Origin of the sequence: Massilia luteola, assembly GCF_034420155.1 — a bacterium.
In the GTDB taxonomy this organism is placed as follows: domain Bacteria; phylum Pseudomonadota; class Gammaproteobacteria; order Burkholderiales; family Burkholderiaceae_D; genus Telluria; species Telluria luteola.
Genome location: NZ_JAXOFN010000029.1, coordinates 20,717 through 34,553, shown reverse-complemented (window position 1 = coordinate 34,553; position 13,837 = coordinate 20,717). Strand labels below are relative to the sequence as shown.

At 66.0% G+C, this 13,837-nt stretch carries 15 protein-coding genes; 13 read left to right on the top strand and 2 right to left on the bottom strand.

The features are described 5' to 3' along the window. Positions 1 to 34: 34 nt before the first annotated feature. The gene (locus U9J41_RS23625; RefSeq protein ID WP_322404590.1) at positions 35 to 460 is read right to left on the bottom strand and encodes a thioredoxin family protein; all 426 of its coding nucleotides are present in this window, start codon (positions 458 to 460) and stop codon (positions 35 to 37) included. Positions 461 to 522: 62 nt separating this feature from the next. Here U9J41_RS23625 and tsaB point away from each other — a divergent pair, with 62 nt between their 5' ends. Genes tsaB through U9J41_RS23605 form a run of 4 tightly spaced genes read left to right on the top strand, consistent with a single transcriptional unit; the run spans position 523 to position 3,614 of the window. Then, the gene (gene tsaB, locus U9J41_RS23620) at positions 523 to 1,260 is read left to right on the top strand and encodes a tRNA (adenosine(37)-N6)-threonylcarbamoyltransferase complex dimerization subunit type 1 TsaB (protein ID WP_322404589.1); all 738 of its coding nucleotides are present in this window, start codon (positions 523 to 525) and stop codon (positions 1,258 to 1,260) included. After that, the gene (gene rimI, locus U9J41_RS23615; RefSeq protein ID WP_322404588.1) at positions 1,257 to 1,718 is read left to right on the top strand and encodes a ribosomal protein S18-alanine N-acetyltransferase; all 462 of its coding nucleotides are present in this window, start codon (positions 1,257 to 1,259) and stop codon (positions 1,716 to 1,718) included. Before tsaB ends, rimI begins: the two co-directional genes overlap by 4 nt. Beyond that, positions 1,715 to 2,677 carry a uracil-DNA glycosylase gene (locus U9J41_RS23610; RefSeq protein WP_322404587.1) on the top strand — a complete coding sequence of 321 codons (963 nt, stop codon included), beginning with the start codon at positions 1,715 to 1,717 and terminating at the stop codon, positions 2,675 to 2,677. Before rimI ends, U9J41_RS23610 begins: the two co-directional genes overlap by 4 nt. Further along, positions 2,661 to 3,614: a DUF1853 family protein gene (locus tag U9J41_RS23605; protein ID WP_322404586.1), complete on the top strand. Its 954-nt coding sequence runs from the start codon at positions 2,661 to 2,663 to the stop codon at positions 3,612 to 3,614. The genes U9J41_RS23610 and U9J41_RS23605 overlap by 17 nt, the downstream gene beginning before the upstream one ends. Before the next feature lie 115 nt (positions 3,615 to 3,729). On the opposite strand, the gene lplT is transcribed toward U9J41_RS23605, so the two are convergent. Beyond that, on the bottom strand, positions 3,730 to 4,992 hold the full coding sequence (gene lplT / locus U9J41_RS23600) for a lysophospholipid transporter LplT (RefSeq protein WP_322404585.1): 1,263 nt from the start codon (positions 4,990 to 4,992) through the stop codon (positions 3,730 to 3,732). A 138-nt stretch (positions 4,993 to 5,130) separates the two neighbouring features. Between lplT and alr the strand changes: the two genes are divergently transcribed. The 9 genes from alr (at position 5,131) to U9J41_RS23555 (ending at position 13,830) form a co-directional block, all read left to right on the top strand. After that, a complete protein-coding gene (gene alr / locus U9J41_RS23595) occupies positions 5,131 to 6,243 on the top strand; it encodes an alanine racemase (protein ID WP_322404584.1) in 1,113 nt (370 codons plus the stop codon). Positions 6,244 to 6,254: 11 nt separating this feature from the next. After that, positions 6,255 to 7,631, top strand: coding sequence for a DNA repair protein RadA (gene radA / locus U9J41_RS23590; protein ID WP_322404583.1), 1,377 nt, complete (start codon positions 6,255 to 6,257; stop codon positions 7,629 to 7,631). A gap of 93 nt (positions 7,632 to 7,724) precedes the next feature. Then, positions 7,725 to 8,045: a PilZ domain-containing protein gene (locus tag U9J41_RS23585; protein ID WP_322404582.1), complete on the top strand. Its 321-nt coding sequence runs from the start codon at positions 7,725 to 7,727 to the stop codon at positions 8,043 to 8,045. A 516-nt stretch (positions 8,046 to 8,561) separates the two neighbouring features. Beyond that, positions 8,562 to 9,599, top strand: a complete 1,038-nt coding sequence (gene pstS, locus U9J41_RS23580) for a phosphate ABC transporter substrate-binding protein PstS (RefSeq protein WP_425260999.1) — start codon at positions 8,562 to 8,564, stop codon at positions 9,597 to 9,599. 106 nt (positions 9,600 to 9,705) lie between these two features. Beyond that, on the top strand, positions 9,706 to 10,725 hold the full coding sequence (gene pstC / locus U9J41_RS23575; protein ID WP_425260997.1) for a phosphate ABC transporter permease subunit PstC: 1,020 nt from the start codon (positions 9,706 to 9,708) through the stop codon (positions 10,723 to 10,725). Further along, positions 10,725 to 11,576 carry a phosphate ABC transporter permease PstA gene (gene pstA, locus U9J41_RS23570; RefSeq protein WP_322404580.1) on the top strand — a complete coding sequence of 284 codons (852 nt, stop codon included), beginning with the start codon at positions 10,725 to 10,727 and terminating at the stop codon, positions 11,574 to 11,576. Before pstC ends, pstA begins: the two co-directional genes overlap by 1 nt. Before the next feature lie 47 nt (positions 11,577 to 11,623). Then, complete coding sequence (gene pstB, locus U9J41_RS23565; protein WP_425261015.1) at positions 11,624 to 12,391, top strand: phosphate ABC transporter ATP-binding protein PstB; 768 nt, start codon at positions 11,624 to 11,626, stop codon at positions 12,389 to 12,391. 35 nt (positions 12,392 to 12,426) lie between these two features. Continuing rightward, the gene (gene phoU / locus U9J41_RS23560) at positions 12,427 to 13,134 is read left to right on the top strand and encodes a phosphate signaling complex protein PhoU (protein ID WP_322404579.1); all 708 of its coding nucleotides are present in this window, start codon (positions 12,427 to 12,429) and stop codon (positions 13,132 to 13,134) included. Positions 13,135 to 13,137: 3 nt separating this feature from the next. Next, positions 13,138 to 13,830 (top strand): response regulator, encoded by a 693-nt coding sequence (locus U9J41_RS23555; RefSeq protein WP_322404578.1) that lies wholly within the window; start codon positions 13,138 to 13,140, stop codon positions 13,828 to 13,830. The last annotated feature ends 7 nt before the right edge of the window (positions 13,831 to 13,837 follow it).

Here is a 13,837-nt window from a genome sequence, read left to right as displayed (position 1 = left end):
CGCGTGGGCACGGCGTGCCCACCCCACGTGTTTCCTAGTTGGCGGCGGCCATCAACGTGCGCAGATTGCATTCGCGCTGCCACGCCTGCCGTTCCGGCGTCGACACGGCCTGGCGCGATAATTCATCGGCGCTGAGCGCGGCCTGCGCGTGGATCAGGCGGTCGGCCACGCCCGCATCCGGCAGCATCGTGCCGAAGAACGCGACGGCGTCGCCGCGCTGCATGAGCAGGGTCGGGAAGTTGTCGACGTCGAGATCGCCGACGACGTCGGCCCGGTCTTCGACGTCGATCCAGACGAAGGTCTTGTCCGGATGGCGCGTGGCCAGGCAGTCGAACGCGGCGCGGTAGGACGAGCAGGTGCCGCACCAGGCGGCGCACAGGCAGGCGACGATCCAACCGTCGCCGTGGACGGCGGCGGCGACCTGGTCGCGGGTATCGGGCTCGAGGGTGAGGCTGGACATGGGCGGGATTTTACAACGGTTCCGCGCTTTTGGCCGGCCGGGCCGCCGGGTTACAATACGCCATGCCTATCATCCTCGCCATCGAAACCTCGTCCGAGCTGGCGTCCTGCGCCTTGTTGAACAGCGCGGCCGGCGCGGACGCTCCCGTATTGACCCGTGAATCGTCCGGCGTGCGCACGCACTCGCAATCCGTCCTGCCGATGGTGCAAGACCTGTTGCGCGAAGCGGGCGTCGCCCTGTCCGACTGCGACGCCATCGCGTTCGGTGCCGGCCCCGGTTCGTTCACGGGCGTGCGCACGGCGTGCGGCGTGGTGCAGGGCCTCGCGTTCGGCGCGAAGAAACCCGTGCTGCCGCTCGTGACCCTGGAAGCGATGGCCGAGGCCTGCCGCGCACGCACGGGCGCGACGGAGGTGCTTGCCGTGCTGGATGCGCGCATGGGCGAGGTCTATTGGGCGCAGTACCGCTGGGCCGGCGAATGGCAGGTCGTGCGCGCGCCCGCGCTGAGCGCGCCCGGCGCCGTCGCGCCGGAACCGGTCGCCGGCCTCGCCGCCTGCGGCAACGGCTTCGCCACATATGCGGACGCGTTCGCGGGACAGGCGTTCGCCGCCGGCGCCCATGCCGACATCCTGCCGCACGCGCGCGAATTCGCGCTGCTGGGCGTGGCCGCGCTGGCCGCGGGCCGCGCCGTGCCGGCCGACGAAGCGCAGCCGCTCTACCTGCGCAACAAGGTCGCGTACACGAGCGCCGAACGCCAGGCCATCAACGCGGCCAAGGCCGGGGCGGAGCCGGACAAGCGATGAACGACGCCACGCGCCTGGAACTGCGTCCGATGGTCGTGGGCGACGTCGACGCGGTGCATGCCCTCGAATGCAGCGTCTTTCCGCATCCGTGGAGCCACGCGAATTTCATGGATTCGCTGGCGAGCGGCTACGACGCGTGGGTGCTGCGCGGGCCCGAAGGCGCGCTGGCCGGTTACTTCCTGTTGATGTATGCGGTCGACGAGGCGCACCTGCTCGACGTGGCCGTCGCAGCGCCGCTGCACGGCCGCGGCGTGGGGCGCTACCTGCTGGACCGCATCGCGTCCCGCGCACGCGCGGAGCGCATGGAGTCGGTCCTGCTCGAGGTGCGGCCGTCGAACGCACGCGCGCTGCAGGTGTACCGGCGCTATGGCTATGCCGAGATCGGCCGGCGCAAAGGCTATTACCCGGCGCACGAAGGCCGGCGCGAGGATGCGATCGTGATGAGGTATATGTTATGAACGGTGTCAGTGAACGCGACGCCATCTTCCTGAACGAGATGGGCCTTACGCCGTTGTGGCAGCTGCGCACGGTGGCGGATGCCGTCGAGGAGGCTGGGACGCCTCCGCCGGCCGCCGCGCGGGGACCGTCGCCGCTGCAGCCGGTAGCGCAGTCGGCGTCCGCGCTGGCGCCGGTCGCGGCGCCGGCCGCCGTGGCGCCCGCACCTGTCGCGCCGCCGGCACGGCCAGTCGGGCCGGCGCAGCCGCGCGCGCCCGGCCCGTCGCCGCTGCAGCCCGTGGCGCAATCGGTGTCCGCGCTCGCGCCGGTCGATGCCGACTCGGCCTGGGACGATGCGTCCTTGCCGAGCGCCGCCACGCCGGAAGAAATCGCGGTCATGGACTGGGACCAGCTGGCCATCGCCATCGCCGCCTGCCGCCGCTGCAGCGCTTGCCGCGAAGGCCGCGCGCCGGTGCCGGGCACGGGCGCGAAACAGGCGCGCTGGCTCGTCGCGGCCGGCGCCACGACGGCCGCCGACGACAAGGCGCGCGTGCCGCTGGCGGGCGATCCGGGCAAGCTGCTCGACAACATGCTGGCCGCCGTCGGCATGGGACGCGAGCGCGACGTCTACGTGACGAACCTGATCAAGTGCCGTCCCACGACGCCGAACGGCGGCGAACGCGCGCCCACCCCGCAGGAGGCGGCCGCGTGCCGTCCCTACCTCGAACGCGAGGTGGCGCTGACGGGGGCCGGCACCGTGCTCACGCTCGGCCAGATCGCCGCGAACACGCTGCTGGGCCGGCCGCTGCCGGAACCGCTGGCCGGTAGCCGCGGCGACGTCCACACATTCGACGCCGGCGGACGCGCCGTCGACCTGGTGGCCACGCTGCATCCGGGCGAGCTGCTGCGGCGCGGCGCCGACAAGGCCCTGGCCTGGGCCGACCTGTGCAGGGCAAGGCACGCCCGTGCACGATCCGACTGACACCTACCAGGCGTATTTCGAGCGCCGCTGGGGCCATCTGCGGCGCGCGCGGGTGCGGGCGCTGGCCTGGCTGCTGGACGCCCCCGACCTGCTCGACATCCACGACCCGCACTGGAACGGCCGCGTCGCGACGCTGGGCTCGATGACGCCGGATACCGAACGCTGGCTGGTCGAACTCGACGCCGATCCGGCGCCGCTCGACGCCGCGCTCGGCGCGAAGCTTTACACGCGCCTCGGCCTGTACGCGGAAAAGCTGATGGCCTTTTATTTCGCGCACCAGGGGCGCCTCGTCGCGCACGGACTGCAGGTGCGGGCGAGCCGCAACGATACGGTCGGCGAGTTCGACTTTTTGCTGGACGCGGGCGAGGGCGTCGAACACATCGAGTTCGCCACCAAGTTCTACCTGCTGCAGGATGAGTCGGCGGCGGGCTTCGACACTTTCGTCGGCCCGAACCTGGCCGACAGCCTGGGCCGCAAGATGCGCAAGGTGTTCGACCGCCAGCTCGCGCTGGGCAGCCACCCGGCCGCGCAGGACGTGCTGCCGCGGCCCGTCGTCGCCGCGCGCGCGCTCGTGAAGGGTTGGCTGTTCTACCCGCGCGGCACCTATCAGGCCATGCAAGGGATCACGGCGGGCCACTGCCGCGGTTTCTGGTGCGCCCTGGCCGAACTCGACGCCTTGCCCGGCGACCGCTTCCTGATCCTGCCGCGCCTGCAATGGCTGCCGCCGTTCCGCGCGCAATCGGCCGTGTGGATGCTTGACAAGGCCCAGCTGGCCGCGGAACTGGCAGATCATTTCCTGGCGTCGGACGCGCCCGTGCTCGTGGCGCTCGTGCACGAGCAATCGGGCAACCGCGCGGACGCGATCGTCGAATTCGAGCGCGGCTTCATCGTCCCGGACGACTGGCGCGAACGGGCCAGAAACCGCCTGCGGCCCTGAGCGGCATCAAACCGGGGTCAGAGCCCGGTTTTAAGAAATTATTTAAGAGAACGGTCAGGGGTAACTGCCGTGTTTGCTCCGAGGAAGTTGCCCAAATTCGGGCTCTGACCCCGGTTTAATGTTTGTGCTCGCCGATCAGCGCGAGGGAATCGTGCTCGCGCTGGTTGGCGGCGTGGCGGCGGCCGATCAGCCACATGATGCTGGCCAGCGACATGCCGAACAAGACGATGATGACGTTCAGGTCGAGGTTCAGCGTGATCATGATGGCGTACAGCGCCAGCATGGTGAGGATGGAGAGGTTCTCGTTGAAGTTCTGCACGGCGATCGAGTGGCCGGCGCTCATCAGGACGTGGCCGCGGTGCTGCAGCAGGGCGTTCATCGGCACGACGAAGAAGCCGGACAACAGGCCGATGAGGAGCAGCAGGGGCACGGCGATGGCCAGGGAATGCACGAGGGTCATGCCCATCACGACGAGGCCCATGATGATGCCCAGCGGGATGACGGTCAGCGACTTCTTCAGCGGGATCAGCTTGGCCGCCAGCGCCGCGCCGACGGCGACGCCGATCGCGACGATGCCGATCAGGATGGTGGCTTTGTCGAGTGGCATGTGCAGCGAGCGCTTGGCCCATTCCAGCACGATGAATTGCAGGGTGGCGCCGGAGCCCCAGAACAGCGTCGTCACGGCCAGCGAGATCTGGCCCAGCTTGTCCTTCCACAGCGTGGAGGCGCAGTCCGCGAAGTCGGCGATGAGCTTGACCGGGTTGCGTTCCTGGTGTTCGTAGCGCGCCCCGGTGTCCGGAATGCGCAGGTTGAAGCCGGCCGCGAGCGCGTACACGAAGATCAGCACGGCGAGCTGCACCTTGGTCTGGGTGTTGATGCCGGTCTCGATGTACGGCACGTCCAGGGTCATCAGCCAGGCGGCGCCGTGGGCGCTGACGAGAGCGCCACCCATGACGGTGCCGAGGATGATGGACATGACGGTCAAGCCCTCGATCCAGCCGTTCGCGGCGACGAGCCGTTCCGGCGGCAGCAGTTCGGTCAGGATGCCGTATTTGGCGGGCGAATAGACGGCGGCGCCGAAGCCGACGACGGCGCAGGCAATGAGGGGATGCACGCCGAAGAAGATCAGGCAGCAGCCGAAAACTTTGATTAAATTGGCGATGAACATCACCCGTCCTTTGGGCATCGAATCGGAGAACGCACCGACGAAAGCGGCCAGCAGGACGTAGAACAGGACGAACGACTCCCTCAGCAGAGGGATCAGGGACGCCGGGGCTTTCATCGCCGTTAGCAGACCGATCGCGACAAATATCAGCGCGTTGTCTGCCAGCGACGAAAAGAACTGCGCCGCCATGATGGTATAAAAACCACGATTCATTCGAAAAGGCCAAAAAACTGGATGGGTTGCTTTATACCATGAAAGAACCGTTCGCCCAAGGAATCGACAATACGGCATTTCACTGCCGCAGGTAAAATATGCCTTTCGTTCGCCGCCAACCGCCCCCATCTGCAAGCCATGCCACGCCCCCTGCACGCCACCATCCACCTCGACTCCATGCAGCATAATCTGGCCCGTGCGCACGCTTGCGCGCCGCAGGCGAAAATCTGGGCCGTGGTGAAGGCGAACGCCTATGGACACGGCCTGGAACGGGGCATGCGCGGCTTCGCGCCGGCCGACGGCCTGGCGCTGATCGAAACGGAAAACGCCCTGCGCCTGCGTGAGCTCGGTTGGACGAAGCCGATTCTTTTATTAGAGGGAATCTTCGACACGTCCGACATCCCGCTGCTGGCCGAGCACGCGATCGACAGCACGGTGCATTGCATCGAGCAGGTCAGGATGCTCGAATACACCCGCCTGTACCGCCCCGTCGACGTGCACCTCAAGATGAATACGGGCATGAACCGCCTCGGCTTCCGTCCGGACGAGTTCGCGGCGGCGTACCAGCGCCTGCGTGCCGTCCCCGGCATCCGCAACATCACGTTGATGACGCATTTCGCGAACGCGGACGAGCTGGAGCATCCGCGCCTGTCGATCGCCGAACAGGTCCGGCGCTTCCGCCTCGGCGCGGACGGCCTCGCCGGCGAGCGCAGCCTGTCGAATTCCGGCGGCGTGCTGCATACGGCGGAACTCGTCCAGGAACTCCAGAGCGACTGGGTGCGGCCCGGCATCATGCTGTACGGCGGCACGCCGGGCGGGCGGTCGGCCAGCGATTACGGCCTGCTGCCGACGATGACCCTGAAGTCGGAGATCATCGGCATGCAGCACCTGGAGCCGGGCGACAGCGTGGGCTACGGCAGCCGCTTCCAGGCCGACCGGGCGATGCCGGTGGGGGTCGTCGCCTGCGGCTACGCGGACGGCTACCCGCGCCACGCGGAGCACGGCACGCCCGTGCTCGTGGACGGCGTCCGCACGACGCTCGTCGGCCGGGTGTCGATGGACATGATGGCCGTCGACCTGTCGCCGATCCCGAACGCGCACGTGGGCAGCAAGGTCACGCTCTGGGGCGACGGCCTGCCCGTCGACGAGGTGGCCCAGGCCGCCGGCACGATCGGCTATGAATTGATGTGCGCCCTGGCGCCGCGCGTGCGCGTGGCCGAGGCGCCGCTCGGGTGCGATCCCATCTTATAAAACAAGGAATCATGGCTAAATCCCGTACCAGTTTCGTCTGCGGCGACTGCGGCAGCGTCGCCAGCCGCTGGACCGGCCAGTGCGCCGACTGCAAGGCCTGGAACACGATGACCGAACAGGTCGAGTCGCAGGGCCTGAACCGCATGTCGCAGACGCACATCCACAAGAGCCTGGCGCAGACGGCCCCCGTGCTGTCGCTCAAGGACATCGACGCGACCGACGTGCCGCGCTTCGGCACCGGCATCGACGAATTCGACCGCGTGCTGGGCGGCGGCCTCGTCGCGGGCGGCGTCGTGCTGATCGGCGGCGACCCCGGCATCGGCAAGTCGACCCTGCTGCTGCAGGCGCTGGCCAACCTGGCCGAGGCGCGCAGCACGCTGTACGTCTCGGGCGAGGAATCCGGCGCCCAGATCGCCCTGCGCGCGCGCCGCCTGCAGGTGGAGGCGAAGGACCTCAAGCTGCAGGCCGAGATCCAGCTGGAGAAAATCCTCGGCACGATCGCCGACCTCAAGCCGGACGTCGCGGTGATCGACTCGATCCAGACCCTGTATTCGGACGCGCTGACGTCCGCCCCCGGTTCCGTCTCGCAGGTGCGCGAATGCGCGGCCCAGCTCACGCGCGTGGCCAAGCAGACGGGCGTCACCATCATCCTCGTCGGCCACGTGACGAAGGAGGGCGCGCTGGCGGGCCCGCGCGTGCTGGAGCACATCGTCGATACGGTGCTGTATTTCGAGGGCGATACGCAGTCCAGCTTCCGCCTCGTGCGCGCCATCAAGAACCGTTTCGGCGCCATCAACGAGCTGGGCGTGTTCGCGATGACGGAAAAAGGCCTCAAGGGCGTGTCGAATCCGTCCGCGTTATTCCTTTCGCAACACGACAATCAGGTGCCCGGTTCCTGCGTGATGGTGACGCAGGAGGGAACGCGGCCGCTGCTCGTCGAGGTGCAGGCCCTCGTGGACGCCAGCCACTTGCCGAACGCGCGCCGGCTGTCCGTCGGCCTGGAGCAGAACCGCCTGGCGATGCTGCTTGCCGTGCTGCACCGCCATGCGGGCATCGCGGCGTTCGACCAGGACGTGTTCATCAATGCGGTCGGCGGCGTCAAGATCACGGAGCCGGCGGCCGACCTCGCCGTGCTGCTTGCCATTAATTCATCGATGCGCAACAAGCCGCTGCCGCGCGGCCTCGTCGTGTTCGGCGAGGTGGGCCTGGCCGGCGAGATCCGGCCCGCGCCGCGCGGCCAGGAGCGCCTGCGCGAGGCGGCGAAGCTCGGGTTCTCCGTCGCGGTGATCCCGAAAGCCAATGTGCCCAAGCAAAAGATCGAAGGGATGAACATCGTGGCCGTCGAGCGCATCGACGAAGCCTTCAGCAAGCTGCGCGAACTGGATTGACCTGTGCCTGCGGTGGAATTGGACGGCGGCAATACGCGGATTGCCGTTTCCACCTATAATCCCACCTCGTTTTCAAAAGCATCACAGGCTATCGTGGTTACAGATCAGAGGAATTCCGCACGCAAGATCCTGAAGGTGAGGGCGGTACTGGCGATGGAAGGCCAGGCGCCGGTCCAGGGCCGCACGTCGGACGTCGGCGCCAACGGCGTCAGCATGGCGGTGCCGCACCCGCTGCAGACGGGCCAGACGGGGCAGGTCGGCTTCGACCTGCTGGTCGACGGCCATCCCTTCGCGCTGCATGCCCGCGTCAAGGTCATGTATTGTATTTTCAGCAGCGGCGAGTTCAAGGCCGGGTTCCAGTTCATGCACCTGGACCTGAATTCGGTGAGCCAGCTGTCGCGCTTCCTGCGCTGACACGCCGGGTGTGCAAGAGAAAAGCGGCGGGCGCCCCGGGCCCCGCCGCTTTTTCTTTGATGAGGCCTCGTCGGTCTCCAATGCTATTCGTGATAGCGATCATGCAACTTTTTTGCACTGCCGATGCCTTCCGCGATCACCTCGTACACCACGAGAACCACGATACCGGTCAGCATTCCAGAAATGAATAACATAACCACCAAACGCCGTTAAGCGCCCCCTCCGGTCCTTCGCTGTTTTGCCGTTTTGAGTTTGTAGGACAAATCCTCCATGCCGGTAAACATACTTTCAAGGTAGCAGAAGGCAAGGCATTTACAAGGCGCTTTTTTTCGGCCGTCCGGGCACGAATATGACGGCGCGCCGGCAACCATGTGACACGTGTTTGGGGACTGTCACATCATGCATGGTGGATGTCATATGGTCAAAATGACCATGTCATAAAGCCGTCATATTTGCTCACTACACTGCGTAGCATCAACCGTGTCACTACCTCAACAAAAGGACCTTGATATGCGCATGAAGCAACTGCTGGCAACCATCATCATCGGCACCACCACCGCGTTCGCGAGCACCGCGACGCTGGCCGCCGACATCACCGGTGCTGGTTCCACCTTCGCCTACCCGATCTATTCGAAGTGGGCGGAGATGTACAAGAAGACCAGCGGCAACGGCCTGAACTACCAATCGATCGGCTCCGGCGCCGGCATCAAGCAGATCAAGGCCAAGACCGTCGAGTTCGGCGCGTCGGACATGCCGCTCCCGGTCGAAGAGCTGAACGAAGCAGGTTTGATGCAGTTCCCGACGATCATGGGCGGCGTCGTCGCCATCGTCAACCTGGAAGGCGTCGCCCCGGGCCAGCTGAAGCTGACCGGTCCGGTTCTCGCCGACATCTACCTGGGCAAGATCGCCAAGTGGAACGACAAGGCCATCGCCGCCCTGAACCCGGGCGTCAAGCTGCCGGCCGAAGACATCACCGTCGTGCACCGCGCCGACGGTTCGGGCACGTCGTTCCTGTTCACCAACTACCTGTCCCAGACCAGCCCCGACTTCAAGTCGAGGATCGGCGCCGGCACGGCCGTGAAATGGGCCGTCGGCGTGGGCGGCAAGGGCAATGACGGCGTCGCCGCCAACGTCCAGCGCATCAAGGGCTCGATCGGCTACGTCGAGTGGGCATACTCGAAGAAGAACAAGCTGTCCCACACCCAGCTGAAGAACCACGACGGCAACTTCCTGCAACCGGACGACGACGCCTTCAAGGCCGCCGCCGCCAACGCCGACTGGGCCAAGGCACCGGGCTTCGGCGTCGTCCTGACCGACCAGCCGGGCAAGGCCGCATGGCCGATCACCGGCGCCACCTACGCCATCGTGCACAAGCAGCAGGCCGATGCCGCCAAGGGCAAGGAAGTCCTCAAGTTCTTCGACTATGCCTTCAAGAACGGCGCCGCCGCCGCGACCGAGCTGGACTATGTGCCGATGCCGGAAGCGGTTACCAAGCTCGTCGAAACCGCCTGGAAGGCCAACCTGAAAGACGGTTCGGGCAAGGCGATCTGGTAATTGAGCAAACCCCGTAACGTGGGTAGCGTCGCTCCCACCCTCCCGGCGAGCGGTCGGGAGGGTGGGAGCGACGCGTTGCTTTATGAGTAATAAATTGGACAAGAACATGAACGCACACCCCGCGCTCGCCGCCGACGAGACCGGCCATGCCGCGTCGCACGACGAAGCCCGCAACGTCGCACTGCGCAATACCATGCGCGTGCAGCGCATCCAGGACTTCATCTTCCACAAGGTGACCTTGCTGTTCGCCGCGAGCGTGCTGGTGGTCCTGGTCGGCATCATCGTTTCCCTGGCGATCGGCGCGGCGCCTGCGTTCCGCGAATTCGGCGCATCCTTCCTCGTGACGAACGAGTGGGACCCCGTCAACGACAAATTCGGTGCCCTGATCGCCATCACGGGCACCCTCGTCACGTCCATCATCGCGCTGCTCGTCGCGTTCCCGATCAGCTTCGGCATCGCCCTGTTCCTGACCGAGATCTGCCCGGTCTGGCTGCGCCGCCCGATGGGCATGGCCGTCGAACTGCTGGCCGGCGTGCCGTCGATCATCTACGGCATGTGGGGCCTGTTCGTGTTCGCGCCCCTGTTCGGCGACTACGTCCAGCCGCTGCTCAAGCATACGCTCGGCGTGCTGCCGTTCATCGGCCCGTTCTTCCAGGGCCCGACGATGGGCCTGGGCCTGCTGACCGCCGGCCTGATCCTGGCCGTCATGATCATCCCGTTCATCGCCTCCGTCATGCGCGACGTGTTCGAGATCGTCCCCGCCGTGCTGAAGGAATCCGCATACGGCCTCGGCTGCACTAAATGGGAAGTCGTGCGCAAGATCGTACTGCCGTACACCCGCGCGGGCGTCGTCGGCGGCGTGATGCTGGGCCTGGGTCGCGCGCTCGGCGAGACGATGGCCGTCACGTTCGTCATCGGCAACGCGAACGACATCGCCCTGTCGCTGTTCGCGCCGGGCAATTCGATTTCCTCGACGCTGGCCAATGAATTCGCCGAAGCCAGCTCGCCGCTGCACGTGTCCTCGCTGTTCGCGCTGGGCCTGATCCTGTTCGCCATCACGTTCATCGTGCTGTCGGCCGCAAAACTGATGCTCGTGGGTATGGCCCGCCAAGAAGGGGTGAAGTAATGGATGCTGCCGTCAATTCCGTCTACCGCCGCCGCCTGCTGGGGCACCGCATCGGCATCGCGCTGTCCGTGCTGGCGATGGCCATCGGCCTAGGCTTCCTGCTGTGGATCCTGGCCACGCTGCTGATCAATGGCTTCGGTGCACTGTCGCACACGCTGTTCACGATGGACACGCCGGCCCCCGGCAGCCCGGGCGGCGTGCGCAACGCCATCGTCGGCAGCCTGATGATGGTGGGCCTGTCCACCGCGATCTCGACCCCGATCGGCATCCTGGCGGGCATCTACCTGGCCGAGTACGGCCAGAACAACAAATTCGCCGCCGTCACGCGCTTCGTCACGGACATCATGCTGTCGGCGCCGTCGATCGTGATCGGCCTGTTCGTGTACGCCCTGTGCGTGGCGCGCTTCCAGCATTTCTCGGGCTATGCCGGCACCATCGCGCTGTCGCTGATCGCGATCCCCGTCGTCGTGCGCACGACGGACAATATGCTGCACCTCGTGCCGAACAGCCTGCTGGAAGCCGCGTTCGCGCTGGGCGCGCCGCGCTGGAAGGTGTCGATGACGGTACGCCTGCGCGCCGTCAAGGCCGGTGTCGTGACCGGTGTGCTGCTGGCCGTGGCCCGCATCGCCGGCGAGACGGCGCCGCTGCTGTTCACCGCGCTGAACAACCAGTTCTTCAGCCTCGACATGAAGCAGCCGATGGCCAACCTGCCGGTGGCGATCTACCTGTTCGCGATGAGCTCGTACGAAGACTGGCGCAGCCTGGCCTGGGGCGCCGCGCTGCTCGTCACGTTCAGCGTGCTGCTCCTGAATATCCTGTCGCGGACCGCGTTCCGCCAAAAGAACCCGTAATGATGACTTCGATGATGACCCAGACCCTGTCGACTCCGACGACGACCATGTCCAAGCCCAAGACCAAGACGATCGAGATTTCCGGCCTGGACTTTTATTACGGCAAGACGAAGAGCCTGAAGAACGTCAGCCTGGACGTGCACGACAAGCAGGTCACCGCGTTCATCGGCCCGTCGGGCTGCGGCAAGTCGACGCTGCTGCGCACGCTGAACCGCATGTACGATCTGTACCCGGGCCAGCGGGCCGAGGGATCGATTCTCTACCGCGGCCGCAATATCCTGGAGCCCGGCGTCGACGTGAACATGCTGCGCGCGAAGATCGGCATGGTGTTCCAGAAGCCGACGCCGTTCCCGATGTCGATCTACGACAACATCGCCTTCGGTGTGCGCCTGTACGAAAACCTGTCCAAGGGCGAGATGGACGAGCGCGTGGAATGGGCGCTCAAGAAGGCCGCGCTGTGGACGGAAGCGAAGGATAAGCTGAACAAGAGCGGCCTGTCGCTGTCCGGCGGCCAGCAGCAGCGCCTGTGCATCGCGCGCGGCGTCGCCGTCAAGCCGGACGTGCTGCTGCTCGATGAGCCGACGTCGGCCCTGGACCCGATCTCGACGTCGAAGATCGAAGAGCTGATCAGTGAGCTCAAGGGCGACTACACGATCGCCATCGTCACGCACAACATGCAGCAGGCCGCGCGCTGCTCCGATTTCACGGCGTATATGTACCTGGGTGAACTGGTGGAGTTCGGCGAGACCGATCAATTATTCCTGAACCCGGTGCGTAAGGAAACGCAAGACTACATTACCGGCCGTTTCGGTTGATGCGGTAAGATTACACTATTGAACAGGATGGACACATGGTAGGCGAGCACTCTTCCAAGCAGTACGACCAGGAGCTGGAGGCGATCCGTTCCAAGGTGCTGCTGATGGGCGGCATGGTGGAAACGCAGTTCGACGAGGCGCTGAATGCTTTTCGCGTGGGTAATACGGAACAGGCCGACAAGGTCATTGCGGACGACCACGCCGTCAACCAGCTCGAAGTGCAGCTGGACGATGCCTCCAGCCACCTGATCGTGCGCCGCCAGCCGGCCGCCAACGACTTGCGCACGGTGATGGCGACGATCAAGGTGATCACCGACCTCGAGCGCATCGGCGACGAAGCCACCAAGATCGCGCGCACGGCCAAGAGCCTGCACGAGCGCGGCATGGTCAGCTTCAACCATTATGAGACGGTGCGCACGATCTCGCGCGCCACGGCCGACATGCTGCACGACGCCCTCGACGCGTTCGCGCGCCTGGACGGCCGCGCCGCCGTGCAGATCATCGCCCAGGACGACGTGATCGACCACGAGTTCCGTACGATCCTGCGCAGCACCATCACGTTCATGATGGAAGACCCGCGCACGATCTCGTCGGCGCTGGACGTGCTGTGGGTGGCCAAGGCCATCGAGCGCATCGGCGACCACGCCAAGAACATCGCCGAATACGTGATCTACGTGGTCGAGGGCCGCGACATCCGCCATAGCAAACCGGTGGCCTCGTCGGCCGCCAACGGCGAAGGGTGATCGATGGCGGCCAACACGAGCGTCCTGATCGTCGAGGATGAACCGGCGATCGTCGAACTGGTGAGTTACTCCCTGCGCGAAACGGGCTGGGAGATCCGCACGGCCGCCAACGTGGCGTCGGCCTGGGATTCGATCGTGCACGGCAGGCCCGACCTGCTGCTGCTGGACTGGATGCTGCCGGACCAGAGCGGCCTGCGTCTGTTGTCGCGCCTGCGCGGCGACCGCGACTTCCAGGACATCCCCGTCATCATGCTGACGGCGAAAAGCATGGAAGAGGACAAGATCGCGGGCCTGAACACGGGCGCCGACGACTACGTCACCAAGCCGTTCTCGCCGCGCGAGCTGGTGGCCCGCTCGAAAGCCCTGCTGCGCCGCAAGAGCCCGCACCTGGCCGAGGCGCCGCTGACGGCCGGCCCCGTCATGCTCGATCCGGCCAGCTGCACCGTCACGCTGGACGGCCGCCAGCTCGATATGGGGAATGCCGAATACCGGCTGCTGAAATTCCTGATGGCGCACCGCGAGCGCGTGTTCTCGCGCAGCCAGCTGCTCGACAAGGTGTGGGGCGATGCCGCCGCCGTCGAGGAACGCACGGTCGACGTCCACGTGCTGCGGCTGCGCAAGGCGCTGAAGGAGGCGGAAAAGCTGATCAAGACCGTGCGCAGCGTAGGCTACATGCTGTCCGAGAAAGAAAAATAGAAAGGCC

Excerpts from the sequence above, each read along its gene's own strand:
- U9J41_RS23625 (WP_322404590.1), bottom strand. The coding sequence starts at position 460 with ATGTCCAGCCTCACCCTCGAGCCCGATACCCGCGACCAGGTCGCCGCC.
- tsaB (WP_322404589.1), top strand. The coding sequence starts at position 523 with ATGCCTATCATCCTCGCCATCGAAACCTCGTCCGAGCTGGCGTCCTGC.
- rimI (WP_322404588.1), top strand. The coding sequence starts at position 1,257 with ATGAACGACGCCACGCGCCTGGAACTGCGTCCGATGGTCGTGGGCGAC.
- U9J41_RS23610 (WP_322404587.1), top strand. The coding sequence starts at position 1,715 with ATGAACGGTGTCAGTGAACGCGACGCCATCTTCCTGAACGAGATGGGC.
- lplT (WP_322404585.1), bottom strand. The coding sequence starts at position 4,992 with ATGAATCGTGGTTTTTATACCATCATGGCGGCGCAGTTCTTTTCGTCG.
- alr (WP_322404584.1), top strand. The coding sequence starts at position 5,131 with ATGCCACGCCCCCTGCACGCCACCATCCACCTCGACTCCATGCAGCAT.
- radA (WP_322404583.1), top strand. The coding sequence starts at position 6,255 with ATGGCTAAATCCCGTACCAGTTTCGTCTGCGGCGACTGCGGCAGCGTC.
- pstS (WP_425260999.1), top strand. The coding sequence starts at position 8,562 with ATGAAGCAACTGCTGGCAACCATCATCATCGGCACCACCACCGCGTTC.
- pstC (WP_425260997.1), top strand. The coding sequence starts at position 9,706 with ATGAACGCACACCCCGCGCTCGCCGCCGACGAGACCGGCCATGCCGCG.
- pstA (WP_322404580.1), top strand. The coding sequence starts at position 10,725 with ATGGATGCTGCCGTCAATTCCGTCTACCGCCGCCGCCTGCTGGGGCAC.
- pstB (WP_425261015.1), top strand. The coding sequence starts at position 11,624 with ATGTCCAAGCCCAAGACCAAGACGATCGAGATTTCCGGCCTGGACTTT.
- phoU (WP_322404579.1), top strand. The coding sequence starts at position 12,427 with ATGGTAGGCGAGCACTCTTCCAAGCAGTACGACCAGGAGCTGGAGGCG.
- U9J41_RS23555 (WP_322404578.1), top strand. The coding sequence starts at position 13,138 with ATGGCGGCCAACACGAGCGTCCTGATCGTCGAGGATGAACCGGCGATC.